This is a genomic window from Streptomyces sp. NTD91 (assembly GCF_059510455.1).
This window is the reverse complement of record NZ_JCAJZW010000033.1, coordinates 19,203-39,182: the sequence shown is the minus strand read 5'-3', so window position 1 is coordinate 39,182 and position 19,980 is coordinate 19,203. Positions and strand designations below refer to the sequence as shown.

The 19,980-nt window shown below is 72.8% G+C and carries 17 protein-coding genes and 3 pseudogenes; 8 read left to right on the top strand and 12 right to left on the bottom strand.

Features of this window, described 5'->3' with window-relative positions; all coding sequences use genetic code 11:
• Positions 1 to 130 precede the first annotated feature (130 nt).
• From AC5WRT_RS28040 to AC5WRT_RS28030, 3 genes are all read right to left on the bottom strand, one after another.
• Complete coding sequence (locus AC5WRT_RS28040) at positions 131 to 1,132, bottom strand: NAD-dependent epimerase/dehydratase family protein (RefSeq protein WP_496097015.1); 1,002 nt, start codon at positions 1,130 to 1,132, stop codon at positions 131 to 133.
• A gap of 74 nt (positions 1,133 to 1,206) precedes the next feature.
• Positions 1,207 to 1,641, bottom strand: a complete 435-nt coding sequence (locus AC5WRT_RS28035) for a hypothetical protein (protein WP_496097016.1) — start codon at positions 1,639 to 1,641, stop codon at positions 1,207 to 1,209.
• A 126-nt stretch (positions 1,642 to 1,767) separates the two neighbouring features.
• Positions 1,768 to 2,217 carry an SPW repeat protein gene (locus AC5WRT_RS28030; RefSeq protein WP_496097017.1) on the bottom strand — a complete coding sequence of 150 codons (450 nt, stop codon included), beginning with the start codon at positions 2,215 to 2,217 and terminating at the stop codon, positions 1,768 to 1,770.
• Positions 2,218 to 2,616: 399 nt separating this feature from the next.
• Here AC5WRT_RS28030 and AC5WRT_RS28025 point away from each other — a divergent pair.
• Positions 2,617 to 3,487 (top strand): annotated as a pseudogene (locus tag AC5WRT_RS28025) (SGNH/GDSL hydrolase family protein).
• A 14-nt stretch (positions 3,488 to 3,501) separates the two neighbouring features.
• Here AC5WRT_RS28025 and AC5WRT_RS28020 read toward each other — a convergent pair.
• Positions 3,502 to 4,293, bottom strand: coding sequence for an SDR family NAD(P)-dependent oxidoreductase (locus AC5WRT_RS28020; RefSeq protein ID WP_496097018.1), 792 nt, complete (start codon positions 4,291 to 4,293; stop codon positions 3,502 to 3,504).
• 86 nt (positions 4,294 to 4,379) lie between these two features.
• Here AC5WRT_RS28020 and AC5WRT_RS28015 point away from each other — a divergent pair, with 86 nt between their 5' ends.
• The 3 genes from AC5WRT_RS28015 (at position 4,380) to AC5WRT_RS28005 (ending at position 8,197) form a co-directional block, all read left to right on the top strand.
• On the top strand, positions 4,380 to 5,231 hold the full coding sequence (locus AC5WRT_RS28015; RefSeq protein WP_496097019.1) for a helix-turn-helix transcriptional regulator: 852 nt from the start codon (positions 4,380 to 4,382) through the stop codon (positions 5,229 to 5,231).
• Positions 5,232 to 5,406: 175 nt separating this feature from the next.
• Positions 5,407 to 5,772 (top strand): 5-carboxymethyl-2-hydroxymuconate Delta-isomerase, encoded by a 366-nt coding sequence (locus tag AC5WRT_RS28010; RefSeq protein WP_496097020.1) that lies wholly within the window; start codon positions 5,407 to 5,409, stop codon positions 5,770 to 5,772.
• 244 nt (positions 5,773 to 6,016) lie between these two features.
• A complete protein-coding gene (locus tag AC5WRT_RS28005; protein ID WP_496100723.1) occupies positions 6,017 to 8,197 on the top strand; it encodes an MMPL family transporter in 2,181 nt (726 codons plus the stop codon).
• Positions 8,198 to 8,835: 638 nt separating this feature from the next.
• Here AC5WRT_RS28005 and AC5WRT_RS28000 read toward each other — a convergent pair.
• On the bottom strand, positions 8,836 to 10,017 hold the full coding sequence (locus AC5WRT_RS28000; protein WP_496097049.1) for a putative hexosyltransferase: 1,182 nt from the start codon (positions 10,015 to 10,017) through the stop codon (positions 8,836 to 8,838).
• A 123-nt stretch (positions 10,018 to 10,140) separates the two neighbouring features.
• Here AC5WRT_RS28000 and AC5WRT_RS27995 point away from each other — a divergent pair.
• Positions 10,141 to 10,230: pseudogene (locus AC5WRT_RS27995) on the top strand (alpha/beta hydrolase); the annotation flags it as partial.
• A 181-nt stretch (positions 10,231 to 10,411) separates the two neighbouring features.
• On the opposite strand, the gene AC5WRT_RS27990 reads toward AC5WRT_RS27995, so the two are convergent.
• Together AC5WRT_RS27990 and AC5WRT_RS27985 are read right to left on the bottom strand one after the other, a co-directional pair.
• Entirely contained in the window at positions 10,412 to 12,133 is a 1,722-nt protein-coding gene (locus AC5WRT_RS27990; protein WP_496100722.1) for an MFS transporter, read from the bottom strand.
• 52 nt (positions 12,134 to 12,185) lie between these two features.
• Positions 12,186 to 12,647 carry a MarR family winged helix-turn-helix transcriptional regulator gene (locus AC5WRT_RS27985; RefSeq protein ID WP_496097022.1) on the bottom strand — a complete coding sequence of 154 codons (462 nt, stop codon included), beginning with the start codon at positions 12,645 to 12,647 and terminating at the stop codon, positions 12,186 to 12,188.
• Positions 12,648 to 12,816: 169 nt separating this feature from the next.
• Between AC5WRT_RS27985 and AC5WRT_RS27980 the strand changes: the two genes are divergently transcribed.
• Positions 12,817 to 13,482, top strand: coding sequence for a dienelactone hydrolase family protein (locus AC5WRT_RS27980; protein ID WP_496097023.1), 666 nt, complete (start codon positions 12,817 to 12,819; stop codon positions 13,480 to 13,482).
• Positions 13,483 to 13,513: 31 nt separating this feature from the next.
• Here the strand turns inward: AC5WRT_RS27980 and AC5WRT_RS27975 are convergent, their stop codons facing one another.
• Positions 13,514 to 13,900, bottom strand: a complete 387-nt coding sequence (locus AC5WRT_RS27975) for a DUF2267 domain-containing protein (protein WP_496097024.1) — start codon at positions 13,898 to 13,900, stop codon at positions 13,514 to 13,516.
• 290 nt (positions 13,901 to 14,190) lie between these two features.
• Between AC5WRT_RS27975 and AC5WRT_RS27970 the strand changes: the two genes are divergently transcribed.
• Together AC5WRT_RS27970 and AC5WRT_RS27965 are read left to right on the top strand one after the other, a co-directional pair.
• A complete protein-coding gene (locus tag AC5WRT_RS27970; protein ID WP_496097025.1) occupies positions 14,191 to 15,393 on the top strand; it encodes an acyl-CoA dehydrogenase family protein in 1,203 nt (400 codons plus the stop codon).
• 131 nt (positions 15,394 to 15,524) lie between these two features.
• A complete protein-coding gene (locus AC5WRT_RS27965; RefSeq protein ID WP_496097026.1) occupies positions 15,525 to 16,517 on the top strand; it encodes an NADPH:quinone reductase in 993 nt (330 codons plus the stop codon).
• Between the two features lie 135 nt (positions 16,518 to 16,652).
• Here the strand turns inward: AC5WRT_RS27965 and AC5WRT_RS27960 are convergent.
• The 4 genes and pseudogenes from AC5WRT_RS27960 to AC5WRT_RS27945 all read right to left on the bottom strand — a co-directional run.
• Positions 16,653 to 17,501, bottom strand: a pseudogene (locus tag AC5WRT_RS27960) (DUF2891 domain-containing protein); the annotation flags it as partial.
• Complete coding sequence (gene pcp / locus AC5WRT_RS27955; protein WP_496097027.1) at positions 17,501 to 18,151, bottom strand: pyroglutamyl-peptidase I; 651 nt, start codon at positions 18,149 to 18,151, stop codon at positions 17,501 to 17,503. The pseudogene AC5WRT_RS27960 and the gene pcp, both read right to left, overlap by 1 nt.
• A gap of 36 nt (positions 18,152 to 18,187) precedes the next feature.
• Positions 18,188 to 19,162, bottom strand: a complete 975-nt coding sequence (locus AC5WRT_RS27950) for a DUF979 domain-containing protein (RefSeq protein WP_496100721.1) — start codon at positions 19,160 to 19,162, stop codon at positions 18,188 to 18,190.
• Positions 19,159 to 19,875, bottom strand: coding sequence for a DUF969 domain-containing protein (locus tag AC5WRT_RS27945; protein ID WP_496097029.1), 717 nt, complete (start codon positions 19,873 to 19,875; stop codon positions 19,159 to 19,161). The genes AC5WRT_RS27950 and AC5WRT_RS27945 overlap by 4 nt, the downstream gene beginning before the upstream one ends.
• Positions 19,876 to 19,980: the final 105 nt, after the last annotated feature.

Below are 19,980 nucleotides of genomic sequence, written 5' to 3'. Positions count from 1 at the left end.
CCCGCCGGTTGCGCCAGGACCTGTCGTCACATTCCCGTCCGCCCCGCGACGTCCGGCACGCACCACACGCCGCGGGGCGGCCCTCCGGGCGACGGCGAGAATGTGACGGCAGGTCCTCGGCCGACGCCGCTCAGGTCTCGCGCGGTACGGCCTGCGCGAACTCCCGCATGCCCTCCGCGAACCCGACCTGCGGCTTCCAGCCGAGGTCGGCCCGCAGCCGCGACGAGTCCGCGGTGATGTGCCGCACGTCCCCCAGCCGGTACTCGCCGGTGACCACGGGCTCCGGCCCGCCGCACGCGCCCGCCAGTGCCCGCGCCAGCTCGCCGACCGTGCGCGGCTCGCCGCTACCGGTGTTGTACGCCGTGAGCAAGCCCGGTGCCGCCGCCGCCTCCAGGGCCGCCACATTGGCCGCGGCCACGTCCCGGACGTGGACGAAGTCCCGTCGCTGACGGCCGTCCTCGAAGACCCGGGGGGCCTCGCCGCGGGCGAGCGCGGAGCGGAAGAAGGACGCGACACCGGCGTACGGGGTGTTGCGGGGCATCCGGGGCCCGTACACGTTGTGGTAGCGCAACGACACGGCGGAGCCGCCCGTGCTGCGGGCCCAGGCGGCGGCCAGGTGCTCCTGGGTCAGCTTGGTCGCGGCGTACACGTTGCGGGGATCGACCGGAGCGTCCTCGCCGACCAGTCCGGGGGCCAAGTCCGCGCCGCAGCGCGGGCAGGAGGGCTCGAACCGGCCCGCGTCCAGATCGGCCACGGCCCTGGGGCCCGGCCGGACGGCCCCGTGCCGCGCGCACTCGTACCGTCCCTCCCCGTACACCACCATCGACCCCGCGAGCACCAGACGCCGGACGCCCGCCCGCGCCATGGCCGCGACCAGGACGGCCGTGCCGAGATCGTTGCGTGAGACGTATTCCGCCGCGTCGGCGACACCGTCGCCGAGCCCGACCATCGCCGCCTGGTGACACACGACGTCAACCCCGGCCAGGGCGCGGGCGATCGACGCCGGGGCCCGGACGTCGGCGGCGGGATCCGCGCGGACGTCGTACACGAGGGGCTCGTGCCCGCTCGCCCGCAGCGCCTCGACGACATGGGACCCGATGAACCCGGCACCGCCGGTGACCAGTACACGCATACGGCCACGCTAGACGCGGACGGCATCGGCGGCGGGCGGCGTGGCCGCCGTGTCATGACTCCGTAAGGTGCCGCTCAGCCCGTCCGTGGCCCCCGGTGGGTGTCGAACCGTTCCCACTCGACGGCCCACTGCTCCATTTCGTCGGTCCGGCTGCGTACCGCTCGGCTTCCGGCCCAGACCAGGCCGCCCGTCGCCACTGCGGCCATCATGGCGACGACGGCCTTCGCGCCGGGCGACTGCTGGGCTACGGGGTGACTCCGCCTCGGTGCGCCGTCCGCGGACCGTGGGCCAGGGGACTGCACGGTGTCCGGGTCCGGCACCGACGTCGCTGCGGGGCGGGACGGACGCGGCTGGGGCGTCACATGGCCGACCGCGTCCGCCGCCAGCAGCCCCACAATGAGGCCGGTCACCAGGGTGACGGTCCAGGCCGCGAGAAGCAGCCAGGCCTCGACGACGTCGCTGCGTCGGCGGAGCGGGTTCCGGCGCCACCGCCATCCGCGGACCCGCACGCTCCGAGGCGGCCTCAACGGTTCCACCCCCCTCGCTCGCTGCGACCCTGCCGACGGGTGGCCTCCGGGCCGGGCGTGCCGCGTGGCGGTGTCCGCCGCCGCGGCACGCTGTGGGTGTTCAGCCGGTCACCGTGGGGCGCGACGGCTGAGACCCACCGTCAGTCCCATGGCCGCGCAGCCCAGCAGGAAGGTGATGGCGCCGAGCCAGCAGTTGTTCCAGATGATGCCGGCGCGTGCGCCGTGGGCGGCCGTCACCACCCAGGGAGAGATCAGCAGCCACACGCCGAGCGGTGGAAGCACCCAGGCCATGCGGAACATCCGTTCCGGGGCCAGGGTCAGACCCAGGCCGACGAGGCCGACGGTGATGCCGACGATCAGGTTGCTGACAGTGATGTTCGGTTCGGTTGCCGCGAAGTGCACGACCCAGGGCGAGATGGCCGCGTACACGCCGGCCAGGAGGATCAAGCCCTCAACCATGATCGCCTGGCTGCTGGACGCCGTACGCTCGAGCCGTTCCCGCATCTCCGCGATCTCGGGGTGCCCGGACATCCCGGTGGAGTGCTGCGGATACGACATCGCTGCCGCCTCCTCTCCATGTCCGTAGTTGTCCTTGTGCGACGCCGCGTTCCCATACGCCGGTGAAATAGCAGTCTTTGGTGCTATTTGCTTAGTGATGTGGGTCACAGTGGCTGGGCGAGTTCTCGTCCGCCGCCGAGCCCCGCTCCCGTCGGTGTGCGAGCGGACGGGTGCGCCTTTCGTGGTGCCCGCACATCACCTATCGGTAGTACCAGCGGTAACCCCGGGAATCAGCACTTCACGACCGTTGTGGCGCGCGCGGCCCCACGCCCACGCCCCGACGGCCGGCACCTCCCCGCGCTCCGCGCCGCCGTGATCTCACGCACCGGCACCCGCGCGGGCACCGCCACGCCCGCCGGTGGCGGTGTCCGCCTCCCGAGAAGAGAGAGTCCCACGCCCATGCCCAAGCCTGCTCTGCGCCGTGTCATGGCTGCGAGGTCCGCGCTCACCGGCGCGCTGGCCCTCGGTCTCACCGCCGCCCCCGCCCAGGCCTCCACCCCCTCGACTACGCCGCCCTCGGCGACAGCTGCAGCGCCGGCTCCGGTGTGCTGCCCGTTGACACGAGCAATCCGGTCTGCCTGTGCTCCACTGCCGACTATCCGCACGTCCTGGCGGCCCGCACCGGGGCCCGGCTGACGGACGTCACCTGCGGCGCCCCCCAGACCAAGGACTTCATCGAGTCGCAGTACCCCGGGCTCGCCCCGCAGGCGGACGCGGTCACCGCGGACACCGACCTGGTCACGCTGACGATCGGCGGTAACGACAACGGCACCATCGTGGGCGCCATGCTGGTGTGCGGCAGTGCGGGCATCCTCGGCGCGGGCCAGGGCAGCCCCTGCAAGGACACCCACGGGAGCTCCTTCGACGACGCCATCGACGCCAAGATCTACCCGGCGCTGAAGAACGCGCTGCGCGCCGTACGCGCCAAGGCCCCGGACGCGCGGGTGGCCGTACTCGGTTACCCGTGGATCACGCCGGCCAAGGCCGACCCGTCCTGCCTCGCGAAGCTGCCGATCGCCTCCGGCGACGTGCCCTACCTGCACGCCCTGCAGGCCCATCTCAACGCGGTCGTGCAGCGCGCCGCCGAGGAGACCGGCGCCACGTTCGTGGACTTCTCCCGGGTGTCCGAGGGCCATGACGCGTGCCAGGCCGTCGGCACCCGGTGGATCGAGCCGCTCCTGTTCGGGCAGAACCTCGTCCCGGTCCACCCAACGCGCTCGGTGAGCAGCGCATGGCGGAGCGCGCCATGAACGTGCTCGGTCTCGGCTGACCCCCGCGGGGTGATCAGGCCTGCGCACCGCCGTCGACCGAGAGCACCGTCCCGGTCACGAAGGAGGACCGGTCGCTCAGCAGCCAGGCGGCAGCCTCGGCGATCTCCTCCGGTGCGGCTCCGCGGCGCAGCGGGGTCATCGCCTCGAGCCGCTCCTGGAGCCCGGGGGACCGGGCCTCCCAGGCCAGGATCATCTCGGTCAGCGTGTTGCCCGGCGCGATCGCGTTGACGCGGATGCCCTCGGGGCCGTAGGTCACGGCGGCCGACTCGGTCAGGCTGTTCACCGCCCGCTTCATCGCGCCGTACGCCGGGAGTTCGGGGTTGCCGCGCAGGCTGCCGATGGAGGAGTTGTTGACGATGGCGCCGGTGCCGGCGGTGGCGCGGATGGCGGCGACCTCGGCGACCATGGCCAGCCAGACGCTCTTGAGATTCACCGTGTACAGATGGTCGAACGCGGCCTCCGGCAACTGGTCCATGGGGCCGGGCGGCTGGATGGTCGCCCCGTTGTTGAAGGCGATGTCCAGACGGCCGTAGAGGTCGACGGCACGATCCACGGCGGCCCGCACGCTCGCGGTGTCGGCGAGGTCGCACACCACGTAGTCCGCGGTGCCGCCCGCGGCCCGCACCTCCTCCGTGACCGCCTTCAGCTGCGCCTTTGTGCGGGCCGCCAGCAGTACCCGGGCCCCCTCCCGGGCGAACAGCCGTGCGGCGGCGGCACCGATGCCGCGTCCGGCACCGGTGATGAAGGCGGCCTTGCCGGCCAGCAGGCCCTGCGGGAGTGTGTCCCTGCTCGGTGTGTTGTCCATGGCAGCGAGCCTGCGTCCGTGAGCGGGAGCCATCCAGGCACCGCCAGTACCTGGATCACCCGCGGGCCCGCGCGCACACTGAGGGCGTGGACCGAGCAGAACTGGCGGGCTTCCTGCGCAGCAGGCGCGAGCGGATCAGCCCCGCCGACGTGGGCATGGCCGCGGGGCCGCGCCGCCGCACGCCGGGCTTGCGGCGCGAGGAGGTGGCGCACCTGGCGTTCATCTCCACCGAGTACTACACCCGGCTGGAGCAGGCCCGCGGTCCGCGCCCGTCACGCGAGGTACTGGCCGGGCTGGCCCGCGCCCTGCGGCTGTCGGACGCCGAGCGCGAGCATCTGCACCTTCTCGCCGGGGCCCCGCCGGCCCCGGCTCCCGGCCCCTGCCGCGAGGTACGGCAGAGCATCCTCGACCTGGTGCACCGGCTGCCGCAGTCCGCCGCCTTCGTCACCTCGGCCACCCTGGAGGTGCTGGCCTGGAACGAGCTGGCCGCCGCCCTCATGGAGGACTTCTCGGCACTCCCGCGCCGCGACCGCAACCTCGCGCGCCGTGCCTTTCTCGGGCCGCGCTCCGGAGAGCAGCGGCTGTACGGCGTGTCCGACGTGGAGGCGTTCTCCCGGCATGCGGTGCGCCGGCTGCGCACGGCCGCCGCCCGTTACCCCGACGATCCCGAGGTGACCGGGCTGATCCGCGAACTCCGGTCCGGCAGCGAGGAGTTCGCACGCCTGTGGGACTCCCATGACGTGGACGCGGGACCCGCGCACCGCAAGGCGTTCCGGCACCCCCTGGTGGGGCCGGTCACCGTCGACTGCGACGCCCTCGACATCACCGACCGCGACCAGCAGGTCGTGATCTACACCGCCGTCCCCGGCACGCCGTCCGAGGAGGCGCTACGGCTGCTGTCGGTGCTCGGCACCCAGCGCATGGACGCCGTCCGCTGAGCCGGACCCGCCGTACGGCGGCCCTGCACCGTCGAGCTCGGGGGCGTCCCGCATCACGGCGAACCGGCGTGGACGGCGCGAGCCTGCACCGAGGGGCGGGGTGAGGCCCGGCCGCGGCATGAGGGAAAATAGTTGCGCAATGAAACTACGGGGAACGTGTGAAAGGCCGCCCTCCATGCCGCACCTCACCATCGACTACTCCTCCCGGCTGGCCGGAGCCTTCGACGCCCGCGCCCTGGTGGAGGAGTTGCACCCGCTCGTGGTCGAGGAGTCGGGTACCTCGGGGGTGTGCAAGACGCTGCTGCGGCCGGCGGAGACGTACGTCGGCGAGGGACCGGGCACGGAGGCCGTCTTCGCCCACGTGGAAGTCGGCCTCATGCCCGGCCGCCCCGAGGCGCAGAAGGCGCGGCTGTCCGAGAGCGTGCTCGCTCTGCTCGCCAAGCATCTGCCCGCCGTCGCCGGCGACGAGCAGCAGGTGTTCCTCTCGGTGGAGGTACGTGACCTCGCCGCCTCCTACCGGCTCTCCCCGTCGGCGCGATGAGCCGACGGTGAGAGCCGGTAGGACGGAGGCCGGCGCGTTTCACCGGCCGCCCCCGCCTCCCGAGCGCTCGAAACTCGCTCGAGCCCGGGGCGATCCGATGAGATGATCTTCGCACCCGGTCACTACCATGTGGCCACAAGACAACCATCCAACCGGTCCGTTACCCACGTGCCGTTCTGGGTCGCCGATGCCAGGGACCGCTCCCCGGGCTGCGGTGATCTTCCTGCCCAGGAGGACCTTCCGCATGTTCCGACGAATTGGCAGCACAGTCGTCCGACATCCCGTGTGGACGATCGTGGCATGGCTGATCGCCGCGGTGGCGATCGTCGCCACCGCTCCAGGTCTGCCCTCGAACAGTGACGAGAGCAGCTTCCTGCCCAAGAGTTACGAGTCCATCAAAGCGGCGGCTCTCCAGCAGAAGGCGTTCCCCAGCGCCTTCACGCCGTCCGCGATCGCGTTGTACCAGCGCACGGACGGCGGCAGGCTGACCGCCGCCGACAAGCAGGACATCGCCCGGATCACCACCGAACTGGGCGGCAAGCACATCGACCAGGTGCAGAAGGTCGTCCCCGGCCCGCCGTCCAAGGACGGCAGGTACGCCCTCACCCTGGTCCAGATGGACAGCAAGAACGCCGGTCAGCCGAAACAGGCCGACGCGGCCAAGGTGTTGCGCGACGACGTCAAGCAACTGGCCAAGGGCAGCCATCTCGACGTCAAGCTCGGCGGTTCCGCCGCCCAGGCCCTCGACCAGCAGGACTCGTCCAAGCGGGGCCAGGCTCTGATCGGCTTCGGCACCTTCGCGATCATCCTGGTGACCCTGCTGATCATCTTCCGGGCGCCGATCCTGGCCGTGCTGCCCCTGGTGCTCATCGGCCTGGTGTCCGCCGTCGCCAACGGCCTGATCGCCTACGCGACCAAGCTGTTCGACCTCCAGGCGAACAGCTCGATCTCGTCGATCCTGATCGTCGTGCTCTTCGGTGTGGGCACGGACTACTTCCTGTTCCTGATGTTCCGCTACCGCGAACGCCTGCGGGCCGGTGACGAGGCCAAGGAGGCCATGGTCAACGCGGTCGGCAGGGTGGGCGAGGCCATCGCCTCCGCGGCCGGGGCCGTCATCATCGCCTTCCTCGCGCTGGTGCTGTCCACCCTCGGCTTCCTCAAGCAGATGGGCCCGGCGCTCGCCATCGCGGTCGGCGCGACCCTCGTGGCGGGTCTGACCCTGATTCCGGCCGTGGTCTCGCTGATCGGGCCGAAGGTCTTCTGGCCGTCCAAGTCCTGGCAGAAGGAACCGGAGAACGCCCGCTTCGCCGCCCTCGGCCGCGGGGTGCAGCGCCGCCCCGCGCTGACCGCCGGGTTGTCCGGTCTCGTCCTGGTCGCGCTGTCGCTCGGCATCTTCGGTTACCACGCCACGTTCGACCTGGCCTCGGGCTCCATGCCGAAGACCAAGGAGTCCATGGTCGTGCAGGACCAGATGCAGAAGGCGTACTCCGCGGGCGCCGCGGCACCCACCGACGTCTACCTGTCCAGCACCGACGGCAAGCCGCTGGACAAGTCCGGCTTCGCCGCCTACGTGCGGAAGCTCGGGGCCGTGAACGGCGTCGCCAACGCCAGGATGACCCAGGTGAACCAGGACGGCACCACCGCGGACTTCACCGTCACCCTCAAGTACGAGGCGTCGACGGACAAGGCGATCGACACCGTGGGCAAGGTGCGCGACGTCGCCCATGCCGACGCCCCGGACGGCGCCAGGGCGGTCGTCGGCGGCATGTCCTCGATCTACAAGGACATCAACACCGCGGTGAACCACGACTACAAGACGGTCTTCCCGGTGGCCGCCGTCCTCATCATGATCATCCTAGGCCTGCTGCTGCGCAGCGCGGTGGCACCCTGGTACCTGATGGCCTCGGTGGGTCTCGGGTTCGGTGCCACCCTCGGCGCCACCGTGTGGATCTTCCAGAAGGGCGAGGGACACTCGGGGTTGATGTTCATGCTCCCGGTGATCATGTATCTGTTCGTGGTCGCCATCGGCACCGACTACAACATCCTCATGATCGCCCGGCTGCGGGAGGAGGCCCGCGAGGGCCGTGAGCCGCGCGAGGCGGCCGGCATGGCACTGCGGCACGCCGGGCCGACCGTCGCCGCGGCCGGCTTCATCCTGGCGGCGACCTTCGCCACGATGATGCTGGCGGGCAACTCGCTGCTCACGGAGATGGGTTTCGCGGTCTCCTTCGGCATCGCCGTCGCCGCCTTCGTCATGGCGATGTTCTTCACCCCGAGCCTCACCGCGCTGATCGGCCACGCCGCGTGGTGGCCGGGGCACGGCGACCGCTCCGAGACGGCACCGGCCGGTGCCGGCGCTTCCGTCCCCGGGCCCGGAGCCGACCCCCGCTCCGCCGCCCACGACCCAGCGGGGCGCCGCGGCTAGTGCCCCGGCAGGGCGACGTTTGACCGTCAAGGAGCGGCGTCCGGCGCGTGCTGTCGGCGTGCCGGCCGGAAGCCCGACGGGGCGACCGTTGCCTGTTGGGGCGCTGGCTGCGGCGCGCGTGGTGACGGGGAGTCCCGCCGGGCGATGACGGCCCGGCGGGACTCCCCGTCGTCGTTCGAGGTCGACTCGGCGGTGCGGGGGCCGTCCGTGCGGTCGGCTCAGGCACCCGGCGTGGCCGGGACACCGTGGCGCGGGGCCGGCCCGGGCACTTTGCGCGGATGTGCCGCGCGCGCCGTCCGTCAGGCCGGCCATGGTGTCCCGGCGCGTCCGGCACCGCGGCACCAGCCCCGCGCCGCCACCCGACGGAGGACCGGGCCGCGGGGACGGTCGTCCGGACTCCCGGGCCACCGACTGCCTGAGCACCACGCGAGGGCTACCAGGCGGGTACGGCACCGGCCGGCCGCCGGGCGTCCGTCCGACCCGGTCCCGGTGGCCTCCGGACGGCTGCCGCGGCGGCGGCGCTGCAGCCGGGAAGGCCGACGGCCGGTGGGCCCGGCCGCCGCGCGGACTGCTGCCCGGTGAGGACAGCGGGGCCGTCCGCGCGACGCGCGGCCCCAGGTGTCCCGGCGTCGGCGCGGTCACAGCGGTTGGCCGGCGAGAGACGCCAGGTAGGCGCCGTAGAGCACGGACAGGGCCGTGAGGGTGCCGCACACCAGGCGGACGCGGGGGGACGGCCCCGCGTGCCAGGCCCGTGCCAGGACGCGGGCCGGCGGGACGAGCAGGGGGAACGCCGGGAGCAGGAAGCGCGGCTTGCAGGAGAAGGGGCCGGACACCGCGACGACCAGCAGGAGCAGGACGCCCGCGAACACCACGAGCGGCAGCGGAGTGCGGTCCAGGCACAGCACGCAGAACGACACGACCCCGGCCACGACGAGGACCAGGGCCACCGGATAGGTCACCCAACTGCCCTGCAACGGCATCGACGCCAGAAACCGCAGGGGTCCGACCGTGAGATCCAGACGGGAGTTCCAGGCACTCTGCACATGCAGATAGCCGCGCACCAGGTCACCGGTCTGCCGTCCCACCCACAGCACGTAACCGGCCCAGCCCAGCGGGCCGAGGACGACGCCGGCCAGAAGACCCGGCGAGGCGCGCCCATGCTGCCGTACGACCTCGTGCCCGGCCGCTGCGGCGACGGCCACGGCGACCGCGATGCCGTTGGGACGGGTGAGCCCGGCGAGCATCGCCAGCGCGCCCGCGGCCAGCCAGCGGCGGCGCAGCACGGCGTACAGGGACCAGGCGGCACACGCGGTGAACAGCGGTTCGGTGTAGGCCAGGGCGAGGGCGACCGACGGCGGCATCACGGCCCACAGGGCGACCAGGGCGGTGGCGACCTGCCGTCCGTGGAGGTGATGGCCGATCGTGTAGATGCCGTACACGGCGAGGGCTGCGGAAGCCCAGGCGACGAGCAGACCGGCTGCCCCCGTCGAGACGGGGAGCAAGCCGCGCAGGGCCCGGACGAGACCCGGGTACAGCGGGAAGAACGCCCAGTCGGTCTGGACCGCACCCGTGGAGGTGATCCGTAACTGGGTTCCGTAGCCGTGTTCGGCGATGTGCAGGTACCAGACCGAGTCCCACGCGTGGACCAGGCTCTTGCCGAACGGGCGGCCGGCCACGGCGTCGACGATGACCAGCAGCACGACCCCGGCGAGCCGGACGGCGGCGAAGACCCCGAGGGCCCGCAGCGCCCCCGGAGGACCCTCCACCCGCCCGCGGCCGGTCTCGCGGGGACTGTCGGGCGGCCGCAGCGCGGAGGACATGCTCACCCTCCGACCATGTGTGGCGGCGCACCCGAGCGCAAACCGGAACCCGCCGCATGGCCGCGCGGGGGACCGATGCGCCGCACGGCACACGCCAGGGGCGGAAGAAAAGGCGTTGGGCCGGTGCACGTCAATCCGGGCAGGCACAGGGAACTGCCCCGGTTCGAGGCGGAGAGCGCGGTCAGGTTCTTCGCCCGGCACCTCGGCAGGACGGCCGTGTCGACAGACGGCCGTGTCGACGGCCTGACGCACCTCGGCCGGCGCCCCTCCCGGTGGATCAGTTCCCGGGTGCGGTGCGGAGCCGGGGCACCGATGGCCCCGAAGCCGGAACGGCCCTGAGGACAGGGCCGTTCCCGGAGGGCTCCCTCGATGGCGGGGCGGCAGCGAAGGGACGTCAGGCCGCCGTACCGCGCAGTGCCGCCAGGGTGGCCGGGGTCAGCGGCCGGGGGGTGTGCTCGGCGTCGACGAGGACGACCGTGCACCGGGCGCTGTGGGTGAGCGTGGTGGTGAGGCTGCCGTCGGCGAACTGGGCGAGCGGACCGCGCGGCGAACGGCCGACCGCGATCGCGCGGGCGCCCACCTCCGCCGCGTGCCGGGCCAGCGCACGGCCGGCGGCCGCGTGATCGCCGACGCTGGTGAGGATCTGGCCGGTGGCGACGATGCCCCGGCCGGCGAGCCGGTCCAGGTGGGCGGCCACGGCGGCCCGGGCGTGCTCGATGGTCTCCGTCTCGACGGCCTGTTCCTCGACCACCGCGGTCTGCTGGACGTGGACGACCTCCAGCGGGCTGCCGGTGTCCCGGGCGAGGCGCGCCGCGGCGTCCACGATGGCGGCGGCCCGGTCGTGACCGCCCACGGCGACGATGACCCGCGGTGTGTCCGTGCCGGCCGGGCCGCCCACGGGGATCAGCGAGGGCGTCATCGGTACCCCCTCGCCGGGGTCCGTCTCGGCCCGGCGCAGCAGGCCGTGTCCACTGGCCAGCACGGGGATGGCCAGGACGAAGGTGGCGGCGCCGAGGTAGAAGGGGACGCTCAGGTCGGTGGCGTCGGCGAGCTTGCCGGCGACGTACGGCGCCAGACCGCCGCCGATGAAGCGCAGGAAGCCGTACGCGGAGGAGGCCACCGGACGCTCCACCGGGGAGACGAGCATGACGGCCTGGGTGGTGAGGGTGTTGTTGATGCCGATGAAGGCACCGCTGGCTATGACGGCGACGACGACCACGGCCGGCGTCTGCACACCGGCGGCGATCACGGCCATCACCGCGCCGAGGCAGGCCAGGTTGACGTACAGGACCGGGGCGGTGCCGAACCGGGCCTGCAGACGCGGGGCGAAGAACACGCTGAACGCCGCCACCAGCAGTCCCCAGCCGGTGAAGACGAGGCCCAGCTCGTGGGCGTTCAGCTTCATCGGGTAGGGGGCGTAGCCGAGCATGGTGAAGAAGCCCCAGTTGTAGAGCAGGGCCATGATGCCCATGGTCAGCAGACCGCGGTGGCGCAGGGCCCCGAGCGGTGCCACCGGGGAGGTGCGCCGGGCGGGCCTGGGCAGTGACGGCACGAACGCGAGGGTCGCGACGAGGGCTACGGACATGAGGACGGCGACGCCGAAGAACGGGCCGCGCCAGCTGATGGCGCCCAACTCACCGCCCAGCAGGGGGCCTACGGCGATGCCGAGGCCCAGCGCGGTCTCGTAGAGGATGATCGCACCGCCGAAGCCGCCGCTGGCCGAGGCGACGATGACCGCGAGCGAGGTGGCGATGAAGAGGGCGTTGCCCAGGCCCCAGCCCGCGCGGAAGCCGACGATGCCGTTGATGGAGTCCGAGGAGCCGGCCAGGGCGGAGAACACCACGATGACGGCCAGGCCGATGACCAGGGTGCGCTTGGCGCCGAACCGGCTGGAGAACCAGCCCACCACCAGCATGGCCACCGCGGTGACGATCAGGTAACTGCTGAACAGCAGGGAGACCTGGCTGGGCGAGGCGTGCAGGCTCTTGGCGAGGGCGGGCAGGATCGGGTCGACCAGGCCGATGCCCATGAACGAGATCACGCAGGCGAACGCCACGGCCCAGACGGCCTTGGGCTGCCGGAAGGGGCCGGTGGTCCTTTCGTGCGGTGCGCTCATGACCGCTTCAACTCCAGTTCTCGGCGGGGACGGTGCGAGGGGACGGGCAGGTTCAGGAACGGGGCCGGCGGTCCCGGATGACCTGGGCCAGCGCGGGGAGCGCGACGGCCACGGCGTGCCGCTCCGGCCCGGTCAGCTCCTCCATGAGCTCCGCCAGGGCGTCGGCGCGCTCGCTCCGGCGCCGCCGGAAGACGTCGAGGCCGGCGGGGGTCGCCTCCACCAGCACTCCGCGGCCGTCGGTGCGATCGGCGGTGCGGCGCACCAGCCCTGCCCGTTCCAGGCGGGTGACGAGCTGGGTCATGTTGGGCTGGGAGGCGTTCTCCGCGCGGGCCAGTTCGGTCAGCCGCTGGGGTCCCTCGCGCCCCAGGCGGCTGAGCGCGGACGAGGCCGCGGTACTGAGTCCGCCGGTCGTGGCGCTGCGGCGCACGTACCGGACGATCTCCTCCATGGCGAGCATCAGGTGCTCGGCCGACGTGTCCGCCGGGTCGGCAGGGTCCATAACCCGCTTATGCATAAGCCCATTATGCATGTACCTGTACGACGCATCAATATCGGTGTCTCGCGGTCACGGATCAGCGATTTCCGGGCAGGACGGGATTCGTGGCGCTGGATATGGTGGATACGCGGGGGACACCCGAACTGTCGCGATCCGCTGGGTCGGCGGCGTGGAAGAAGTGATCCCGATGATCTCCGACATGGTTCTGGTGCCCACCAGCGACGCCACTCTCTCCGGTGATCTCGTCGTTCCCTCGGCGGCGCGCGCCGTGGTGCTCTTCGCCCACGGCAGCGGCAGTTCCCGGCACAGTCCGCGCAATCGGATGGTGGCCGCCGAACTGCGCACCGCCGGGCTCGGCACCCTGCTGATGGACCTGCTCAGCGAGCGGGAGGAGCGGCACGACGCGGTGACCGGCGAGCACCGCTTCGACATCCCGCTGCTGGGCCGACGGCTCGTGGCCGCGATCGACTGGCTGGACACCCAGCCGGACACCCGTGGCCTCCCGGTCGTCCTGTTCGGCGCCAGCACGGGTGCCGCCGCGGCGCTGGTGGCCGCGGCCGAGCGCCCGGACCGGGTGCTGACCGTGGTGTCGCGCGGCGGCCGGCCCGATCTGGCGGGCGACACCCTCGGGAGGGTGCGGGCCCCCGTGCTGCTCATCGTCGGCGGCCAGGACCAGCAGGTGCTGGAGCTGAACGAGGAAGCGGCCGGGTACTTGCGGGTCCCGCGCACCCTGCACGTCGTTCCGGGGGCGACCCACCTGTTCGGCGAACCCGGCGCCCTGGAGGAGGTCGCCGAGGTGGCCAGGCGGTGGTGCCAGGAGCGGATGACCGGGCAGACCGTGCAGCACGCCTGACCAGCGCTCGCACCGGTCGCGACGTCGCCCGTCAGCCCGGACCGGAGCGGCCGAAGAACTCGGCGTAACGGGCCGGCAGCCGGGACAGCAGATCGTCGAGCTGCCGGTCCGGCACCGCGTCGGCGACCGTGGACAGCACGGCGTCCGCGTCCCACTCGGCGGTGCGGGGCCGGGCGCCGGTCTGCACGGACACCCGGCGCAGGAACTCGTCGCAGTCGAACGCCTCGGGACGCCCACGGTCCAGATGCAGGGCCTCGTCCAGCGGGGCGGGCAGCCGAGCGGCCAGTTCCTCGGCCGCCTCGGGGGCGATCCGGGTCGCGAGCGCCCACAGGACCGCCTCGCAGACGTGCTCGGCCTCCTCGCGGCTGCGGTACTCCCCGCGGTCGCGGACCTGGGTCAGGAATTCTTCCAGTTGCACGGCGGCCTCCCACTGCCGTCTCAGGCCATCACGGCGAGCCACCCCCTTCCCCTCCGCCGTGGGCCCGGTCGGGCGGACGGCGGACAGGCTGATGTCGTCATTGTAGGTTCGGGCCCCCGACGTGGGAGGCCCGACCGGTGCCGTGTGCCCGCTCGCGGACGGGAGCCGTGGCCGGTGGCGCGGTGGCGCGAAGCCGGTCGGGTGATTGACGGGCAGGTCCCGGCTCGGGTGCGGCCCGTCGCGGGCCGGGGCGGAGAGACTGCCGTCATCCCGACGGAGGTGGCGTACACATGCTCAGCGACAGCACAGCGACGGCGACGGCGACGATCCTTGCCGAGAAGCCGGGCGTGGCGGCGGTCGTCGCCGGTGCTCCTCGTGTCGCGCAGATCGCGGCGCGGTGCAGCGAGGAGACGGAGGCCGCCCGGCGGCTTGCGCCGGAGGTGGTCGAGGCGGTGCGGGAGGCCGGATTCGCCCGGCACTTCGTCCCCGCCGCCTTCGGCGGTACGGAGGGCCGTTTCGCGGACATGACCTCGGCGGTGGCCCTGGTCGGCGAGGGCTGCGCCTCGGCTGCCTGGGCCGCCTCGCTGTCCGCCCACGCGGCCAGGTACGGGGCGTACCTTCCCCCGGAGGGCCAGCAGGTGCTCTGGGCCGACGGGCCGGACACCCTGATGGCGGGCGCGCTCATGCCGGCCGGGAAGGCGGACCGGGTCTCCGGCGGCTGGCGGCTGAGCGGTGAGTGGAAGTACATCAGCGGGGTTCGGTTCGCCGACTGGGTCTTCGCCTGCTCCGCCGTACCCGGCGCGGTGGGGCCGGACGGGCGGGGGGAGGTGCGGTTCTTCGCGGTGCCGCGGGCCGACATCACCGTGAAGGACACCTGGTTCACGCTGGGCATGCGCGGGACCGGCAGCGACACGATGGTCCTGGACGACGTCTTCGTGCCCGACCATCTGACCCTGTCGCGGCTCGACCTCAACGCGGGGCGGGCCACGGCCTCCACGGCCCGCTGCCACACGGTGCCCGTGAACGAGGTGAACGGGCTGCCGCTCGCCGTTCCGGTCGTGGGCGCCGCGCGCGGGGCGGTGCGGACCGCGGCCGAGCAGAACGTCCGGCGGACCGACCGGCGGGGCGCCCCGCTGCGCGAGAAGCCGTCGGTCCAGATCGGTCTCGCGCGTTCGGCCGCCGAGGTGGACGCCGCGGAACTCCTCGTCCAGCGGGCCGCACGGGTCGCAGACGGCGTCGAGGCGACGGAGGACGGTGAGCCGGCGGTGCGCGGTCCCCGGGACCTGGCGCTCGCGGTCGAGTTGTCGGTGTCGGCCGTCGAACGGCTCTTCCGCGGCACCGGGACGACCGGCCATTTCGACTCCGACCCCCTCCAGCGCTTCTGGCGCGACGTCAACACCGCCGCCTCCCACGTGATCTTCTCGTTCGAGATCGCCGGGTCGGCCTACGGCGCCTGGGCGCTGGGCGTGGAGAGCACGGAGCCGAGACGCTGACCTGCCCGGGCCGGGTCGTCGAGGGAGACGTCGCCGTCGGCCTCGCGTCGATCGGCGCCCCGGCGCACGCGACGCGGGGTGGCCGGACCGGTCGGGCCGAGTTCCCGGCGGAGACGGAACCATGGGGTGCCATGCGCGCTGCGTACATCGAGGAGCTCGGCTCCCCGGAGGTCATCCGGTACGGCGAGGTCGCCGCACCCCGGCCGGGACCCACCGACGTACTGGTGGACGTCCTGGCCACCGCGGTCAACCCGGTGGACGCCTTCGTGCGGTCGGGGCAGTTCCCCACACACGTGGACTTCCCCTTCGTCGTCGGTCGCGACCTGGTCGGCACGGTCGCCGACTCGGGCCCCGGTGTCACCGGCTTCCGGGTCGGTGACCGGGTGTGGTGCAACAGCCTCGGGCACGGCGGGCGGCAGGGCGCGGCGGCGGAACAGGCGGTGGTGGCGGCCGACCGGCTGTACCGGCTGCCCGAGGGCGTCGATGCGTGCGCCGCTGTGGCGGTGCTCCACCCGGCCGCGACCGCCTATCTGGCGCTGTTCGTCCACGGGCGGCTCCGCGTGGGCGAGAGCGTGCTCGTCGCGGGCGCCGCCGGCAACGTCGGCAGCGCCCTGGTGACGATGGCGGTGCGGGCCGGTGCCCGCGTCCTCGCCACGGCCGGCGCGCGGGACGCCCGGTACTGCGCGGAGCTGGGCGCGGCCGAGGTGTTCGACTACCGGGATCCGCACCTGACGGAGAAGATCCGCGCGGCGGCGCCGTCCGGGCTGGACCTGTACCTGGACACGGCGGGCGCCAACGACCTGGAGACCTCGCTCGGACTGCTCGCCCTCAGGGGCCGCGTGGTGCTGCTGGCCGGCCTCCGGACCCGTCCGGTGCTGCCCGCCGGGGCGCTGTACATGAACGACCGCTCCGTCGTGGGGTTCGTGATCTCGCACGCGACACCCGGCGAACTCGCCGAGGCCGCCGCGTACATCAACGACCTGCTCGGCCGGGGTGCACTCCGGCCCCGCACGATCGAGGTCCTCCCGCTGAGCGCGGCGGCCGACGTGCACGCCCGGATGGAGAAGGGCGAACTGCACGGCCGCCGCGCCGTCCTGCGCACGGACCTCATCGTCGGCGGCTGACTCCGGGGGATGCAGGCGCCGGCCGCCCTGCGAGCCGGCCGTACGCGCCCGGTGTCAGGTGATGCGCCGCAGCAGGGCCGCGACCGCCGGGGGAGGATCGCCCTACGGCCGTACCACCATCACCTTCCAGCTCGGCGAGCGCAGGGCGGCGGCCCGGCTGAGGGCGAGCCCCAGCAGATGGCCGATCTGCGGATCGGCACGGTCGGAGACGACGGGCACCTCAAGCAACGGGCAGGGGGCGCCGGAGCCCAGCGCGGGCAGGAAGCGGTCGAGCCACCGCGCGAACTGCTCCCTGCCGAGCACCCTGCGCATCGCGTCGGCCTCGGTCAGCGCCGGGGACAGGAAGTCCTGGCCCGACGGTTCCCAGTGCGCGGGCGCGTCGTGGTCGTCGGTGAACCAGGCCAGCAGCCGCTGTCGTACGGCCTCGGTGGTCGCGGCGGGCAGGTTGCCCGCGTCGAGCAGGAGGCCCAGAGCGAAGGCGCTGTTGGGGTGGTTGCCGTGGCGCACCGGATAGGTGGCCTTCGGCAGCCACTCGGTCAGCAGGGTGTCGACGGCGGCGACCGCCGGCGCCAGAGCCTCGGCCCAGCGGAGTCCGGCCGCACCCCCGTACGCCCGGCATTCGGCGGCGAGTGTCACGAGCCAGGCCCAGCCGTAGGGCCGCTCGAAGGAGGGGTGGCCGAGGAGATAGGCGGCTTCGACGGCGATGTTTCCGGGCGTGAGGTGCCTGTCGAGCACGTCGACGACCGGTGCCGTGTCCGGCAGGGCGGGCGTGTCGCCGCACCGGCGCAGGAGGCGGACCAGCAGCCAGTGCATGTGGACCGCCGAGTGCCAGTCGTAGGAGCCGTGGAAGGCGGAATGAAGGGCGCTCGACCGTACCTCCTCGTCCGGTGACGTCGTCAGATGCGCGGGGGAGTTGGGTTACTCCCGGGTGATGTTGGCCAGGGCGAGCCGGGCGAACCCGGCCGCGTGCGCGGTGAGCGGCATCAGTGGGTGGCCCCCTCGGCGACCTTCAGGTCGTCCTCCGCGGGGGCGGCGGCCGCGGTCGGCAGCAGCGCGCGCAGGCCGCGGGCGACCGTGGTGGGTTCCAGGGCGGGCGCGGTGCCGTCCGTGACCTGCTCCGGGGCCCAGGGCACATGCACGAAACCGCCGCGGACGCGCGGGAATTCGGTGGCGATCAGGTGGCCGAGGCCGTAGGCGACATGGTTGCAGACGAACGTGCCGGCCGTGTTGGACACCGCCGCCGGCACGCCCGCCGCGCGCAGGGCGGCGACGCAGGCCTTCACCGGGAGCGTGGAGAAGTAGGCGGCGGGGCCGCCGGGGACCACGGGCTCGTCGATGGGCTGGTTGCCCGCGTTGTCGGGGATGCGCGCGTCGTCGACGTTGACGGCGACGCGTTCGACGGTCACGCCGGGGCGCCCGCCCGCCTGGCCCAGGCACAGGATCAGATCGGGCTCCGTGGCGCGGACGGCGGCGCGCAGGGCGGCTATGGACTCGCCGAAGACACAGGGGAGTTCGGCGGCGGTGACGGTGAGCCCGGCGGGCGGCTCGGCGGCCACGAGGCAGGCCGCCTGCCAGGACGGGTTGACCTGCTGGCCGTCGAAGGGGGCGAAGCCGGTGATGAGCACGCGGGTCATGGCACTTCCTTCATCGGGTGCGGGAGCCGGAACCGGTCAGAACGCGAAGAGCGCCATGATCGCGGTGCAGCAGACCAGGAGCGGAAGGGCCGTCGGGATCTGCGCCTTGATGGGACCGTACTGGTCCTTCAGCTCGAGCAGGGTGGCCGGGACGATGTTGAAGTTGGCGGCCATCGGGGTGCACAGCGTGCCGCAGAAGCCGGCCAGCATGCCGACGGCGAGGACGGCCGGCGGGTCGCCGTGCATCTGCTGGATGAGGACGGGCCAGCCGATCGCCGCGGTCATCACGGGGAACGCCGCGAACGCGTTGCCCATGATCACGGTGAACAGGAACATGCCGACGCAGTAGGCGAGAACGGCGAGGTACTTCGAGTGGTCCGGCAGGACGTCGTGCACGATCCTGCCGACCTGGGTGCCGACGCCCGCGAGCGCGAAGATGGAGCCGAGGACTGCGAGGAGTTGGGGCAGCAACAGGGCCGAGCCCATCGCCTCCAGCATGGAACGGCCGGCGTGCAGCGGCACGGACGGCTTCCGCTCGCCGGTGACCAGCATGCCGACGCCAAGAGCGACGAGACACCCGATGCCGAGACCGATGAGGGTGGCCTTGCCGGTCTCGAACAGGCCCGAGGTGTCGAGGAGCGAGGCGCAGACGATGGCGACGAGCGGGATCGTCAGGGCGGGGACGAAGATCCTGCTGCCGAGACGGCCGGCGGCGGCCTCGCGCTCCTCGGCGGTGCCGGTGACCGGGACGCCCTTGCCGAGGAAGTTGAAGCCGGCGAGCACGATCAGGGCCAGCACCGCGGCGCCGAGCGGTTCGGCGGGCAGGGTCCAGCCGCCGTTCTTCGCGGTGGCGTTGGCGACCCCGGTGCCGTAGGGGAAGGTGAGCCCGAGCAGGCCCCAGAACGCGGCGGACGTCCATCGCCTGGGGTTGCTGCGGTCGGCCGCCATCTGCACGGCCATGACGACGAAGACGAGGCCCACCAGCCAGTAGAGCCATTCGACCTTGATCACTTGTTGCTCTCCTTCGGCAGCGGCAGGTCGTGTTCGGCGGCGAGCGCCATCTCGCGCTGCAACTGCCGGTCCAGGAGCAGCAGGCGGGCACCGTGGATCAGGAAGGCGCAGGCGGCGACGGGGATCGCCCACAGGGCCAGCTGGGTCGGCTCGAGGTTCTGGTGGTACGTCGAGTTGACGAAGCCGGTGATCAGAAGGATCGAGCCGATCGCGACGAAGCAGTCCTCACCGAAGAAGACGCCGACGGTGTCGGCGGACGCGGAGTAGGACCGCACCTTCTCCCGCAGACGCTCGGGCAGCGCCGCACCCGCCGAGCGTTCGGCGGCGGCCTCGGCCATGGGGGCGACGAGCGGCCGCACCGTCTGCGCGGGACCGCCGATGCTGGTGAGGCCGAAGGCCGCGGTGATCTGACGGGCCAGCAGGTAGACGGTGAGGAACCGTCCGGTGCTGAGAGCCCCGAGCCGGGCGATGAGCCTGCGGGCCTGTTCGCGCAGGCCGTAGCGCTCCAGCAGACCGATCACGGGCAGGACGATGGCGAAGACGGTGACCGAGCGGCTGTCGGCGAAGGACCGGCCGAAGGCCGCCAGGACTTCCAGCGGGTTCATTCCGCCGATCAGTCCGGTGAAGACACCGGCGACGCCGACCACGAGGACGGGATTGCGGCGCGTGACGAATCCGAGGATCACCACGACGACGCCGAGGAGAACGATCATGCGGTGGCCTTTGGGGTGTGCGGGCGGGACGCCCGAGCGGCGCGGATCCGGGGGTCCGGATCCGTGAGGGACGCACGGACCCTAGGGGATCGTTCAACGATCGAA

What these genes read in the sequence shown, in the direction of transcription:
- AC5WRT_RS27985 (WP_496097022.1), bottom strand. Translation starts at nt 12,647, where the DNA reads ATGCATAAGCGGGTTATGGACCCTGCCGACCCGGCGGACACGTCGGCC.
- AC5WRT_RS27945 (WP_496097029.1), bottom strand. Translation starts at nt 19,875, where the DNA reads ATGATCGTTCTCCTCGGCGTCGTCGTGGTGATCCTCGGATTCGTCACG.
- AC5WRT_RS27970 (WP_496097025.1), top strand. Translation starts at nt 14,191, where the DNA reads ATGCTCAGCGACAGCACAGCGACGGCGACGGCGACGATCCTTGCCGAG.
- AC5WRT_RS28040 (WP_496097015.1), bottom strand. Translation starts at nt 1,132, where the DNA reads ATGCGTGTACTGGTCACCGGCGGTGCCGGGTTCATCGGGTCCCATGTC.
- AC5WRT_RS27965 (WP_496097026.1), top strand. Translation starts at nt 15,525, where the DNA reads ATGCGCGCTGCGTACATCGAGGAGCTCGGCTCCCCGGAGGTCATCCGG.
- AC5WRT_RS28020 (WP_496097018.1), bottom strand. Translation starts at nt 4,293, where the DNA reads ATGGACAACACACCGAGCAGGGACACACTCCCGCAGGGCCTGCTGGCC.
- AC5WRT_RS27980 (WP_496097023.1), top strand. Translation starts at nt 12,817, where the DNA reads ATGATCTCCGACATGGTTCTGGTGCCCACCAGCGACGCCACTCTCTCC.
- AC5WRT_RS28010 (WP_496097020.1), top strand. Translation starts at nt 5,407, where the DNA reads ATGCCGCACCTCACCATCGACTACTCCTCCCGGCTGGCCGGAGCCTTC.
- pcp (WP_496097027.1), bottom strand. Translation starts at nt 18,151, where the DNA reads ATGACCCGCGTGCTCATCACCGGCTTCGCCCCCTTCGACGGCCAGCAG.
- AC5WRT_RS28000 (WP_496097049.1), bottom strand. Translation starts at nt 10,017, where the DNA reads ATGTCCTCCGCGCTGCGGCCGCCCGACAGTCCCCGCGAGACCGGCCGC.
- AC5WRT_RS28030 (WP_496097017.1), bottom strand. Translation starts at nt 2,217, where the DNA reads ATGTCGTATCCGCAGCACTCCACCGGGATGTCCGGGCACCCCGAGATC.
- AC5WRT_RS27990 (WP_496100722.1), bottom strand. Translation starts at nt 12,133, where the DNA reads ATGAGCGCACCGCACGAAAGGACCACCGGCCCCTTCCGGCAGCCCAAG.
- AC5WRT_RS28005 (WP_496100723.1), top strand. Translation starts at nt 6,017, where the DNA reads ATGTTCCGACGAATTGGCAGCACAGTCGTCCGACATCCCGTGTGGACG.